Raw genomic sequence first — 13,460 nt, 5'->3', positions numbered from 1 at the left:
TCACCCCCTCACCAACCTTCCCACGCCCACCGCCTTGCCACTCCCGTCGCGCAAAATCACCGCGTACGCCCCGGCGGCCAGCCCCTCCAGCGACACTCGCCACCGCTCCCCCGCCGCCGACACCCGCTCCGACCGAACCAAGCGACCCCGAGCGTCGTACATCTCCAGCACCGACGGCATCGCCCCCTCCCACCTCAGCCACGCCGACTCCCCCGCCGGGTTCGGCCAGATGACCAGCGTCGCCACGCCCTCCGCCTCCGTCACGCCCACCAGCGCCTTCACCTCGAACGTCCACGCCGCCTCGCAGCCCCGCGCGTCCGTCACCGTCAGCGCGTAGGTGCCCTCCGACAGCCCCGCAAGAATGGCCTCCATGCTGCCGCCCGGCTCCCACAGGTAGGCGTAGGGCGGCGTGCCGCCCGTCACGCTGTTCACCACGATGCCCCCGTCGGCGCTCTGTGGGGTGGAGGGCCGGGTGACGGTGGCGGCGAACTGCAGGGTGTCCGGCTCGGGGATGTCGAAGGAGAAGGTGGCCGTGCAGCCCCAGTCGTCGGTGACGGTGACGGAGGCCGGGCCGGGGCCGAGGCCCGTGTCCACCGAGTCGGTGGCGCCGGAGGGCGACCACAGGTAGGCGAAGGGGGGCTTTCCGGTGAGCGCCCTGACGGAGAGCATGGCGTCGGCGGCGCCGAAGCAGGAGATGGGCTGTCCGTCCACCTGCAGGGTGGGCGCGGGGGCGGCAGGCACGGTGACGGAGGCCGTCAGGGAGTTTCCCCTGGCGTCGGTGACGGTGAGCAGGTAGTTGCCGGGCGCGAGGCCGGAGAGCGAGTCGCCGGAGAGGGGGCCGGACTGCCACGCCACGCCATAAGGCTCGCAGCCGTGTTGCGGGGCGATGGCAACGCTCCCGTTGCTCCCGCCGACACAGGCGGGCGACACCCCCGGCTCGGCGGCGAGGGCGAGGGCGGGGGTTTCGTAGGCGCCGATGTCCACCGTGCCGTCCTGGATGCGGGGGGTTCCGGCGAGGTCGGTGGGGATGTTGGCGGCATGGAGGTTGTTGCCGGCGTTGCGCAGGGGCGAGCAGGCTTGGAGGCGGAAGTCGCCCGCGTCGGGGTCGACGAACATGGGGTCGAGGCCGATAAGGGTGTTGTTGCAGGTCACGTTGGGCGGGGAGCAGTCGAGCGAGTCGAGGGCGCAGTTGTCGAAGGTCACCGACGGATAGGTGCCGAACAGGTTGAGCGGCCCGATGTCCGTGTTCGCGTGGAAGACGCTGTTGCGGTATTTGGTCGGGACGGGGGCGGACGAGCTGTGGTTCTGGCGGTAGTAGAGCCTGTTGCCGACAACGCTGAGGTGGCTGAAGTTGAGCGAGGTGGTGTATTGGGGGGCTATGCCGTACAGGTGCATGCTGTCGTGGTTGGCAATCTCTATGTTGCGGAACCGCACGTTGGGCGTGTTGTAGCAGACGGCGAAGGCACGCATGCCGATGCTGCCGGGAACCTTTCTGTTGTTCCTGATGACCAGATTGGAATACTCGCAGTCGCCGCCGGGCGCACAATAAGCATCAACTACAGAAGAGATGACGCATGAATCCACGACACAGTCGGTCACTTCTATCTTGAGGCCATTTTGTGAGTGGATAGAAGCAACTATCCCGCCTACGTTGTTTTTTAACAGGCATTTCTTAATTTTACATTCTTTTTGCCCGTAAGCGTTGAACGATATGCCGTTAAGGAACCTCGAGTTCGTCACGTGCGAGGTCTGGGTAAAGTTCCCGGAGGTGAAATAATCGTCCCTGAAACTGATGGACAGGTTCCCGTCGAAGAGGCAGCTGTCAACCCTGGAGTGGTTCCCTGAGTGGTTCTCCAAGACCCAGCGGGTGGAGTCGCCGTTGAGGTAGAAGCGGCAGTTGAGGTATTGCAGGGTGTCGTCTTGCGAGAGCGACTTGTACAGCACCGCCTTGCCGAAACGGGCGGCCTGATTGGCCGTGAAGGTGCAGTTGCCGAAATCCGGGACGCGCTCGACGCCCACATGCCCGGTGCAGTAAACCGCCCCGCCGTCCGCCCCGACGCTGTTGCGCTCGAACACGCAGTCGAGAAACTGGACGGCCATGGAGCCGTCGGCGGCGGCGTGCACGAACACCGCCCCGCCGTGCAGGCGCGCGTGGTTGCGCTCGAAGCGGCAGTTGCGAAACACCGGGTAGGCCACCCCGCCGCCGGCGTTGATGTGGACGGCCGCGCCGCAGGCGTTGCGCGGGAAGGGGAAGCCGGTCAGGATGGGAGGCTCCGCCCTGCCGTGGCGAAAGGTCAGCCCGTCGAAGAGCGTGCCGTCGGCGGCCTCGCCCATCACCAGTATGTTGAAGGAGTTGTCGGTGCTGTCGCCCGCCGCGCCGATGTCGCCGCTCAGCACGGTGGGGTGCGCCTGCCAGTCGCGCTGCGCGAGGTTGGCCTCGGTGCCGGCGAAGCCGCCGTAGAGCCGCACGCCGCTGGGCATGAGGAAAAAGGAGTCGCGGTTGCCGTCGCCCGTGGGCCTGTACTCGCCCCCGGCCACCCACACCTCGTCGCCGGGCTGGGCGGCGGCAAAGGCGGCGTGCAGGTCGGCGTAGGCGTCGGCCCACGACGAGCCGTTGTTCTGGCCGGTGGCGGCATGGTTGACGTGGAGGCGCTTTTGCGAAAGGGCGGGGCCGAGCGCCCCGAGGAGGAGTATGGAGAGGAGGAGGATGTTTTTCATGAGAATAAAAATTGTGTTCGGTTCGTGTAAGTCATGCGAATCAAGAGTTGGAAAACCCAAAGTGTTGAAAATCATATTTTTAAGCACCCACGTTTACGAAACTTTTGAAAGTTTCGTAAACGTAAGTCGCTTAAAATGAAGTCAATTTTCTAACCCTTGATTCGCATAAGTCATTGCACATTGAGCATTGGACATCGAATATTTAAATAGACTTGTTGCGGTGGAGGGTTTTGAGTGAAGGGGGTTGTCATTTTTTCGACTGGCGAGGCAAATTTTGCAGTCGAAATTGGGCATATTCGGCGAAAAATTTAACGAAGCCAGTCGGAAAAAGGGCTTTCCCTTCGCCAAAGGCCTCCACCGCAACAAGTCTAATAAATGCCCAATGTCGCCTTTGATTCGTCCGACGATTTCGATTCGTCGGGCGAGTGTCCTGAAAGGGATTGGCTGGCGGCCGGGCGACGCTGTGCCGCCCGGCCACTATATGCCCAAGAGCACTCACTGCCTCACCACGCGGCCCTCGGCCTCGGCGTCGCCCACCCTCACTTTCCAGAAATACACCCCGGCGGGCCAGTCGGCGGCCTCCCGGACGATGAAAGAGGTGGTCGGCCCCGTCAGGGGCGTCTCGCGCCGCAGCAGCCTCCTGCCAAACGGGCCGAACGCCAGCACGACGGCCCGGTCGGCGCCCTCGGGCGCGGCGATGTCGAGCGCGAACGCCCCGGATGTCGGGTTGGGGGGGCAGGCGACGGCGAGGGCCGGGGTCGTCGGGGGCGCGTCCTGCCGGGGCTTGGCAGGCTCGCCCAGCCGCAGGCCGTAGCGCCCGCCGCGGGCGTTGAAGGCCATGGCCGGCATCAGGTCCGCGCCCGCTTGAATCACGCGCTCGCCGACGCCGACCGCGCGCCTGGCGCGCAGGGTGAGCCAAAAGACGCTCTGCCCCTCGCGGGCGTGCTCCTCCGGCAGCCCGGCATACCACGCGAACCTGATTTCGCCGCGGGCGGCATCCGACAGGTTGAAGCAGGCCTCCGTCACCTGTGGCAGGTCGCCGGCGCTCACCCCCACGAACTCCCACCGCTCGGCATCGAAGCGCAGCCCGAGCTGCATGGCGGCCAGCGGCACCGCGCCCTCGTAGCGCAGCGGCAGGCTCAGGTACGCGCCGGCCGCCGCCGCGCCGGCCGTCTCGCCGCTCAGGGTCAGCGTCCCCAGGGGCTGGCCCTTGGCGAGGTCGGCGTCGTGCGAGTGGTTCACGTCGCCCACCTTCACGGCCACGAAGTCCACGGACGTGTTCGACGGGTTGCCCACCCAGTTCTCGTCGGGTAGGCCAAATAGGCCGGTGGGGATAGAAGGCAGCGTACCAGTAGAGTACGCGTCGAAATATCGCCACGAGGCATTGTCGGGCAAGGTCAGGTGGATGCCCAGAATCAGCTTTCTTATCTCGTCAATGTCGTCGCTCTGAACCTGACCGTTATTGGTCGCGTCCGCCGCCGCGTACTGGTAAATGGAGGTGAAGGGGATGATGTTGTGGATGTGCCGGGAGATGAGCGCGAGGTCGAAGGAGGTCACGCCGTTCACCCAATGCTCGAAGCCCGTGAACCTGACCTGTGGGGTCACCTTATAGGTGGCCATGTCGCAGGGGCACAGGGACCACGGGGCGTTGTTGGGCCATATACTGATCGGCGGGCAGTTGGGGTCCGTCATGGTACGCTGCACCCGGATGGCCGCGTCGTCTATGTCCGCCCCGTTGGCGTTGCGCACCCAGCCCGCCAGCATGGGGGTGCAAAGCGGGAAATCGTCCTCGAAGATATACACGTCGGCCACGCACCCGTCGCCTCCCGGCGGGTCGGTGGCCACGTCAACCATGGATTCTCGCACGGTGACGCCGTTGACGCAGTTTATCGGCGCGTCGAAATTGACCGTGAACGACGAGCCCAACTCGACGGGCTGCGCCGTCACGGGGAAGAAGCAGAAAGTGACCCTGTTGCCCTCAATCTTGAAACAATCGGTGAAGCCCCCGTCGGGCAGGCATTGCGGGTTGGCCGGGCACCCGAACTCGTTGTCGCTTATGCCGGCAATGGCGACGCCGGCGGGCAGGTCGAACTCAAGGGCGACGCGGATGCGGTCGAAGTCGAGCGGGTTGGTCGGGTTCGCCCAAGCGAGCGATGCTTTCACGCCCAATTCGCTACAGGTGCTGTTCTCTTGCGCCGCCCGGACGATGACCGTGAACTGGCCCGGTGGGCAAGGCTCGTCCCCGTCGAACACGACCTTGGCGCAATCGAGCGGCAGGCAGGCAGTCTTGCAATCGCTGCCGATGCGTATCTGGCCCTGCGCGAGGCAAACGTTGGCGCCTGCCTCAAGAGATTCGTTGACGGGCCCCTTGATTTCGATGTCGAACAACCTCAACTCGTCTTGCCCGGGCACCACAATCCCCGAGCTCTCGTCAAACCTGACATAACCGCGCCAATTGTCCGTGCCCGCTATTGGCTCGATGGATTGCTCGGCGGGCGAGTGCGCGAAATTTGTCATTTTGGGCGGGTCCATGATGTTGTCGGTTTCTATCACGAAGGAAAACGAGAGGTGCCCGACATTGACGGCACCCATCCCGGTGTTGGTTGCCAACACTGGCAGCAACCCGTCGTCATGGTCAAAATCCGCGAACGACACGCAAAGCCCCGATTCGAGGTCGTTGGGGCTTGGCACCGCGAACACGTCCGATTGCAGGGACAGGTTCTGGCAGTGGATGTTGGCCAAGTCATGGTCGTAGGCGGAAAGCACGGTCAAGAACTCCAAATCCTCGCCCGGCACGCCGTCCACAGCCAGGACAAAAAGGCTTGCCCGGTATTGGTTGAAGCCGTTGTTGACAAAGGTTATCGTCGGGGAAGAGCAGATACCTTGTTCGTAGGCGGCGCAGAACAAGGCAAGGGTCACTTGGTTGTCGGGGTCAAAGCCCAAGGCGCCTTGATAGGCTATGGGAAGGCAATTGGCCGTCTCGACCCGGTTGACCGACGACAGCCCGCCCGAGGGGATGGTGGCCACTCGCAGGGATACAATCAACTCATCGTAGCACAAGTCGAACGAGGCTGGGTTGCCCGGCACCGAGAGGCTGTTGGTCAGCAGCCCGACCTGGAAGAAGAAGCGATTGCACTCGCTTTCCCCGCAGGCGGGGGCGGATATTGGCTCCACGAAAATCCCTATGTTGCTGCAACTCGGCGGCACGACGCAAGTCGCCGTGCCTTGCCCCCTGACCTCTTCTTTCGCAACCAACAGGAGCGACACAAGGAAAAAGACTGTGCGCAGCAGGTCAAGCCACCCACCCGCATAGCGGGCGGCCGGGAAAGACAAGCGGCGAGACTGGCTGGCGCCGCCTGTCACGGCTCTTGAGACGGGGTTTTCCATGAGCGTGCCGAAAGGGGCAAGGGATTGAGATGGGGTGCCGGGCGATTCAATGTTTTGCCACCCCGTTTTTTTCGGAAGATAATTTTGTCAAGCATGGTAAAAGGTTTTTGAAAAATGAATGAATAACGGTTTGCATGATGCTCAAGGGATGATTGGCATGCCCCTCGCCGCCGCGTCGTGTCGCGGCGAGCGCCGTGGGGTGCGCCGCGCACTCGAGCACGCGGCGCACCCCGCCGGGCGGGGCATCGGTGAGGATTAAAAAAACTGCCGGGCAAAAAGGCCGCCTCTCGGTGGCGTCGCGCAAAAACGTCGGTTTGCGAGGACGCACACCCAGCGGTCACAGGGTGAGATTAAAGCGTGCCGCCCGTCGTGCCGGGCAACGTGATGGGAGGGGATTAGGCGCGCCAACGTCTTGGCGAGGGCTAATGTAGGGAGGGGCGGCGACATGGGCAAGGGGGTGGGGAGATTTAACATACGGGAATGTGCGATTTTTAGTGGGAGGGCGCCTGCAATCAGAATGCTGTATGTGGAAAAGGCTTGCCTAACCCTCCCAAAGCCCGTGTTTTTTTAGCCATTCCTCCACGCAGTATCGGTTTTCGCAGCCAGTTTTTGAGCGAATGCTCTTGATGTGGCTTTCCACAGTGTCGTCGCTGATGAAGAGCATGGAGGCCATTTCCTTGGTGGCTTTTCCTTTGGCGTATGGTCGGGCTACCTCGAGCTCACGGGGGGTGAGCAGTCCGCGTGGTGGTTTGGGGCCGGGGATGACGCTGCCATGAATGACGACTTTGAGCGAGGTTTGGTCAAGAAAATACTCTCCATCGGCCACGGCTCGAAGGCCGCGCAGCAACTCGTTTTTCCCGATTTCCTTGGTGGCGTAGCCTTTGGCACCTTTGGCGAGACAGTCGCGGATGGTGGTGATTTCATGGCTGACGCTCAGAATCAGAATGCCGAGGTCGGGAAATTCTTGCATCAACAAATGACTAATGGTGCCGCCGTCAAGGTTTTTTTCCTTGAATTGGTAATCGAGCAGCAGCACATCGGGACATTGGACGCGGGTTTTTTCCAGCACCTCGTCGCCGTTGCGGGCGCTCCAGATGACTTCGACTTCGTCGTCGGTGTTGGCGAACATGGCGCTCAGGCTTTCTAGCAGCAATTCATGGTCGTCGGCAAGGGCAATGCGAAGGGGAGTGGGCATAGTGCGGTAGGGTGGTTAGGTTGTGGCGGTGAAAGTAAGGAAGTCACGATTTTTCACTAAAAAATAAGTAAGAACTTAGCCGCTCATGTCAGCCCCACCCCCTCCCGGTGTGGAGGGGGTGGGGCTGACGCGTTAAGTTTTTACAAAAATAAATGGAATTTGATAATCACGCGAATAGTGGGACAGGTCGTGCCGATTTGGGAATATGGTAATGTCGCAATGGGGCAATTGGACCTGACTTGAATTTTAGCACCTTTGCGCATGAGCTCGCGCGATGCTTATACCCGTTTTTGCGACAAGGCCCCTGACCTGCCGCTGTTCATGCAGCCGTGGTATCTGGACGCTGTTTGTCAAGGAGGGCAGTGGGAGGTGGCGTTGGTGGAAAAAGCGGGGCAAGTCGTGGCGGCATGGCCTTATTTTTTGAAAAAGAAATGGCATTGGCGTTATGTGGCCATGCCCCCGCTTGCTCGCATGATGGGGCCTTACTTGCTTCCCGAATGGCGTTCCCCGCGCAAGGAAATGTCTATACTTGGTGATTTGCTTGAGCAATTTCCCGTTGGGCGGCTGGCGGCATTTGAGCAGGATTTCAACTACACGGCCCAAAACTGGCTTCCTCTTTACTGGCGGGGTTTCCGACAAACTACCCGCTATTCTTATTTTTTGGAAATCAACGACTTGGATGCGGCTTGGAAAAATCTGGCACCCGACTACCGGAATCAAAAAATACCAAAGGCTCGCGAACAAACGGCGGTGACGACGGAGGGCACGCTGACCGATTTTTTCGCGGTGCAACAATTGAGTTACCAGCGGCAAGGCTTGGGCTCTCCTGTTCCCCTCACTCTGTTGGCCCGCCTCGATGAGGCACTTGCCGCCCGGGAGCGGCGCGCCATTTTTTTTGCGCGCGACCTTCGGACGGGGGAGGCGCACTCGGTGGCCTATCTGGCCTGGGACGAACGGACCGCGTGGCTGCTCATGGCGGGCGACGACCCTGCTCACCGCTCATCCGGTGCGGGCATCCTGTTGACTTGGGAGGCCATTCGATACGCTGGCGAATCGCTGCGATTGCCCGAATTCGATTTTGCCGGGAGCATGATATATGCCATCGAACGGGTGCGACGGCAGTTCGGGGCCGCGCAGCGGCCTTATTTCAGGGTGCAAAAGGAGTGGTCGGCAGCGTGGAAGGTTGGGAAATTGCTGTTCAGATGATTTTCCGCAAAAACTTAGCCGCTCGTATCCGCCCCACCCCCAGGGCAAACGCATCAAAATGGCACAAACCTCGGAGAGGTCAAATGTTGGTAGAAACGCCCCATTTTCGCGGTGTGTACGACCCCGGAGGGGTCGAATGTTGGTAACCTGTTTGCTGCGATAGACATTTGACCTCTCCGAGGTCGGTTGTATTTTGATGCGTTTGCCCTGCGCCCCACCCCCTCCCGCCTTTTGGCGGGGAGAGGGGGGCTCGCTAAGTTTTTACGATTTTTCTTGGGTTGTTTTGTGCAATGGCTCATTGGGAGGGCATCAAGAGCGAATCGTTTCACAAAAAAGAACGCAACTGCCTCTGTTATGAAAATCACACTCTTCCTGACGACCTTTTGGTTGATGCTTGCCGCGCTTTTTTCCCCTGCCGAAACAACTGTTTTGACTGGAAAAGTCTCCGACGAATCGGGGGGGGCGCTCCGGGATGTCGCTGTCAAAATTTTAAAAAATCGGGTGTTGGTCGCGGAAACGACCACCCGCGCTGAAGGCGAATATCGCCTCGCATTAGCCCCTGGCACTTACGATGTGGTGTTTTCCAAAGATAGCTTTGTCTCCCTGCGCATCGTGGACGTGCAGGTGTTGGCGAATAAGGAAACCCAGCTCAGTGTGCATCTTGAAATGGGCACCACATTGGGGGAGACGCTTGTTCGAGATTTCAGCACGTTGGCGAGGGGTTACGGAGCGGGCGCTGGCGCGGAGCCTTTAAGTATGCGCGGTAGCCGGGATGCAACTGTCTCCAAACGAAAAATCGGTTCCACTCCCAAGCTTGCTGCCGAATCAAAACCTGCCGCTGCCGAGCCGCCACCCGCCGCTGCCGATGAAGGCGTGGTAGAGATAGATGGGGCGATGAAAAGGATGCGTGTCGTTTTTTCGCCAGAGACCTACGAGGAGATGGTGGAAGCGGCGGGCGATGCGCCCGATGTGCCGCTTCCTGGCCGCTTCACTCAACCTACGCCTCGAGCTGGCTTGCTCACGGCTGGCGAATGGAACGACCTGCACAATTGGAACCGCCATTGGCTGGATTTGCTCGCCGACGGGGAAATAGAGCCATATCAGGCGATGTACGGCTTTTACCCCAAACATCGCTACACCGCGTTGTTGCTCAATGAGCAGGATTTTCCGATAGCCGATGCTGCCGTTGTTCTGAAAGATTCGCGTGGGGCAACCATTTGGGAGAGCCGCACCGACAACACGGGCAAGGCCGAGTTGTGGGCTGGTTTGTTTGACAAAAAAGAAATGCTCAACCTCGTCATGGAGGCGTGGGTGCAGGGCGAGAAACACGAGTTCGCGCAGCTCAAAACTGCCAGCGAGGGCATCAATTTTTTCAAGATAAAAGCCGAGTGCCGTGCTCCGAAAAACGTGGACATCGTGTGGGCGGTGGACGCGACGGGGAGCATGGGCGATGAAATTGAGTATTTGAAAACGGAGTTGCTGGATGTGATTGAGCGGGCGAAAAATCGGAACCCCGGCCTTGTCTTCCGCATGGGTACGGTGTTTTATCGCGACAAAGGCGACGAGTACATCACCAAGAGCAGCGCCCTCGCTTCCGATATTTCCAAGACGGTGGAGTTTATCAAAAAGCAAAGCGCCGACGGCGGGGGCGACTACCCGGAGGCGGTGCATAGTGCGCTCGAAGAGGTGGTTTTCGCTCAAAAATGGAGTGCCGATGCTATTGCCCGGATATGTTTTTTGGTGCTGGATGCCAGTCCCCACCAGTTGCCCGAAGTGAAGGAGAGCCTCCAAAAAAGCATCCGCGAGGCGGCGAGGCTTGGCATCCGCGTTGTGCCGGTGGTGGCTAGCGGGAGCCAAAAAGACACGGAGTTTTTGATGAAATTTTTCGGTCTTGCCACCAACGGCACTTATGTTTTTCTGACCGACCATTCGGGCATTGGCGGCAAACACTTGGAGCCTACTTCCGAAGAATACAAGGTGGAGCCATTCAACGAACTGCTTGTGCGTCTCATCGCCGAGTACACCACTATCAAGACCTGTGAAGGCAAATCGGAGATTCTTTTTGCCGACAATGGGCAGCAGCAAGGGCAGTGGTGGCAAGCCTTTTATTATCCCAATCCCGTCAGCACTCAATTCACCCTCGAGCTGCCTTTTGAGGTGCAGTCGGTCACGATTTTCAACTCCGAGGGGAAATCCGTTCGGAAGTTGGAGCAGCTGCGTGTTGGTCGCAACACGGTCGTCGTCAGTGATTTGTCAGCGGGATACTATACTATCCGCATTATGAAAGATGGCCGGGCGCAAACGGGGAAGTTGATGGTGGTGCGGGTGTGAGGCATTACTTCATCACCAGCCCGCCGTAGTTGAGTTTTGCCTTGACGAGTCCTTTGGCGTTGGCATCGCCGTAGGAGCCTTCCATTTTTTCAAGGTTGCCCGATTTGCTGTGGTGGCGGATGTTGGCGCCTGCGGGTGTTTTGATGTCGGTGTAGCGTCCTTCCAAGTCGAAGCGATAGGAGGTGCCGCGTTCGGTGAAGAGTTGTACGTCGGTGTATTTGCCCACCACGTTGATGTTCGAGACGTTTTTGCCGATATTTTCGATTTTGAGGCTTCCGTAGCTCAGGTCGGCATCAGCGGTTTCGCCCACGTTGGTGAAGCGGATGTCGGTGTATTGCGCGGTGAGGTATGCGGCCCGGGCGCTGCGCACGCGCAGGTTGGCGTATTTTGTCTGCAAGCGCAGTTCGTCCACTTCTCCCAGATTGAAATCATCGTATTTGGAGGTAAGGCGGAGGGTGCTGACGCGGTCGCCTTTCAGTTCGGAGTATTTGGTGTCGAGTTGCACCTCGCGGGCTTCGGTGATGGTTATTTGGCTGTAGCTAATCTGGCCATACAAGTTGTTGACGCGAGCGATGTAGCCTTTGCCGTAGCCGAGATTGAGGTCAGCATCGTTGTTCACGGCTTCGGTGCGAAGGTCGCCATACTTGATTTCGGCGATGAGCTTGCCATTGAGCGTGGCGACGTAAGAGTTGCCGTAACGGTTTTTGAGGTCGAGTTGGTTGCCAATGGGCATATAGACTTCGTAGTTGATTTTGAAGTCGTTGCAGTCGTTTGTCCAGTTGATTCCGCTTTTTTGCTCCAGCATGGTCTCGGCTTTCACATAGCCTGAGGCATTGGCAAAGTTGACTTTGATGCGGTCGAAAATTTTGTCGGCATCGCGTTGGCTTCCTGCGTTCACGACGATGGTGATGTCAATTTTGACGGTGTTGTTTTGCCACGTTTTCACATTGACCTTGCCGTACTTGTTGTAAAGGGCGGTCATGCCGTCGGTGGTGGTGTTGAACTCGCGGTTGATGGTGCGCGTGAATTCGAGCGTGGGTTTTTCATTGGCTTGCGCCACGCAGGTGCCAGCCACCCAGAAGGACAGCGCGAACAGGATGCGCAGGGTGGGCATGGTGACGGTATCAGATATTCTTGACTTCATTGTTTGAATCGCTGTTTAAAGTTTTCGTTTTGGTGGATTTTTCCAGCCGTTCGAGCACGCGCTCGAGGATGGCCGCTTTGGCCCGATAGTTTTCAATCATTGCCCGCACCACTTGCTCGCGGTTGCCCTCCGGCACGGTGGCGAGTTCGAGCTGCAATTCGGCCATGATGTTGTCCAATTGTTCCAAGTCTTGTTCTACTTCGGCGGACTGGCTGCCTGCAAATTTGGCTAATTGACGCTGTTTGCCTTCAATGTCGCGTTGAAAATACTGCTCTAACTCGGCGTATTCGTTTGAGACTTGGCTCATGGCCATGACGGGCGGCTCGCTCGAACGCGCATACCACACGCCCAAGCTCAGCCCTGTCACCAACAACGCTAAAGCTGCTGCTGCGCGAAGCAGGGAGCGATGCCAACCGACACGGATGATGCGTGCCTTGCCTGGCGTTTGTTTTTCGATATTGGCCCACACGCTCAGGTCTGGCACTGCTTGGTCGAATGTGTCGCGGTTTTCGCGGATAAAGTATTCGAGCGGGTCGGGCGCTTGGTTTTCGGTTTCGTTCAGATAAGACTCAAGGCTTGTCCACACCCGTTTGTCAGGCTCGGCGGTGTCGAATGCTGCACGGTTGAGGAGCAGAGCCGTTTCCAAAGCATCGGCCTCTTGGAGGCGAGCGAGACTTTGTTCCACTTTTGTCCAAACGTGCTGCTCTGGCGTGGCCGCGTCAAAGTCGGGGCGGCGCGAATGGATGAAGTGTTCTATCGAATCTGGTCTGTTCATTTTTTATGAAGGTTTTTGGCTTGGCGAATAATTTGGTCTCAGGAGCGCACCCTAGGGGTTGTTGCTGTCAATGTTTCGCGCAATTTGGCTTTTGCGCGGCTATACTGCGATTTGGAAGTCGCTTCCGTGATGCCAAGCACTTGGGCGATTTCCTCATGGTCGTAGCCCTCAAGGGCGTAGAGGCTGAACACGACGCGATAACCGTCGGGCAAATCGCTGATGGCCTGGTTGATGCGCTCCACGGAGTAGGGCGGCTCGGGTTCTGGCGCTTGTTCGTCGGCGCGGTCATTGTGCTGCGTCAGCTCCGTCAGGGCTAAGCGGCGGCTTTTAAGGAAGTTGATGCATTTGTTGACCGTGATGCGCTTTATCCAAGCGCCTACGCTGCTTTCGTGTCGGAAGGTGTCCAGTTTGCTAAAGACTTCCACAAAAATACTTTGCAGTAGGTCTTCGGCATCGTGAGCGTTTTGCACCATGCGCAGTGCGGTGTTGTACATGGCTTTTGAATACAAGCGATACAACTCGAACTGGGCATCACGGCGTCCTTCTTTGCAGCGTTCTATCAGGTCGCGGTGCGTTTGTGTGGCGTCCATTTCGCTATTTGATTGTAGTGACATCTTTTTGCCGGGAGGGTTGCACGGAGGCTTAGGAATTTATACCTTGATTCGTTAGGATTTGTCAGATTGACGTGCTCGCTCTTCTTGATT

General features: G+C 59.0%; 8 protein-coding genes. 2 read left to right on the top strand and 6 right to left on the bottom strand.

What is annotated here, in order from left to right; genetic code table 11:
* The 3 genes from KIS77_08840 to KIS77_08830 all read right to left on the bottom strand — a co-directional run bounded on the left by KIS77_08840 (position 1) and on the right by KIS77_08830 (position 7,300).
* On the bottom strand, positions 1-2,718 hold the full coding sequence (locus tag KIS77_08840; protein ID MCW5922437.1) for a hypothetical protein: 2,718 nt from the start codon (positions 2,716-2,718) through the stop codon (positions 1-3).
* A 495-nt stretch (positions 2,719-3,213) separates the two neighbouring features.
* Entirely contained in the window at positions 3,214-6,105 is a 2,892-nt protein-coding gene (locus tag KIS77_08835) for a hypothetical protein (protein ID MCW5922436.1), read from the bottom strand.
* A 541-nt stretch (positions 6,106-6,646) separates the two neighbouring features.
* On the bottom strand, positions 6,647-7,300 hold the full coding sequence (locus tag KIS77_08830; GenBank protein MCW5922435.1) for a response regulator transcription factor: 654 nt from the start codon (positions 7,298-7,300) through the stop codon (positions 6,647-6,649).
* 261 nt (positions 7,301-7,561) lie between these two features.
* On the opposite strand from KIS77_08830, the gene KIS77_08825 reads away from it, so the two are divergent.
* Together KIS77_08825 and KIS77_08820 are read left to right on the top strand one after the other, a co-directional pair.
* Positions 7,562-8,506 (top strand): GNAT family N-acetyltransferase, encoded by a 945-nt coding sequence (locus KIS77_08825; protein ID MCW5922434.1) that lies wholly within the window; start codon positions 7,562-7,564, stop codon positions 8,504-8,506.
* Between the two features lie 354 nt (positions 8,507-8,860).
* Positions 8,861-10,837, top strand: coding sequence for a carboxypeptidase regulatory-like domain-containing protein (locus KIS77_08820; GenBank protein ID MCW5922433.1), 1,977 nt, complete (start codon positions 8,861-8,863; stop codon positions 10,835-10,837).
* Positions 10,838-10,841: 4 nt separating this feature from the next.
* Here KIS77_08820 and KIS77_08815 read toward each other — a convergent pair whose 3' ends face one another.
* From KIS77_08815 to KIS77_08805, 3 genes are read right to left on the bottom strand one after another with little or no spacing between them, the layout of a single operon-like run.
* Positions 10,842-11,981 carry a DUF4097 family beta strand repeat protein gene (locus KIS77_08815; GenBank protein ID MCW5922432.1) on the bottom strand — a complete coding sequence of 380 codons (1,140 nt, stop codon included), beginning with the start codon at positions 11,979-11,981 and terminating at the stop codon, positions 10,842-10,844.
* Complete coding sequence (locus tag KIS77_08810) at positions 11,962-12,756, bottom strand: hypothetical protein (protein ID MCW5922431.1); 795 nt, start codon at positions 12,754-12,756, stop codon at positions 11,962-11,964. Before KIS77_08810 ends, KIS77_08815 begins: the two co-directional genes overlap by 20 nt.
* Before the next feature lie 38 nt (positions 12,757-12,794).
* The gene (locus tag KIS77_08805) at positions 12,795-13,370 is read right to left on the bottom strand and encodes an RNA polymerase sigma factor (GenBank protein MCW5922430.1); all 576 of its coding nucleotides are present in this window, start codon (positions 13,368-13,370) and stop codon (positions 12,795-12,797) included.
* Positions 13,371-13,460 lie beyond the last annotated feature (90 nt).

Source organism: Saprospiraceae bacterium, from assembly GCA_026129545.1.
GTDB lineage: Bacteria > Bacteroidota > Bacteroidia > Chitinophagales > Saprospiraceae > M3007.
Note: the sequence above shows the minus strand (reverse complement) of the source record. Positions and strands in the feature narration are given on the sequence as shown.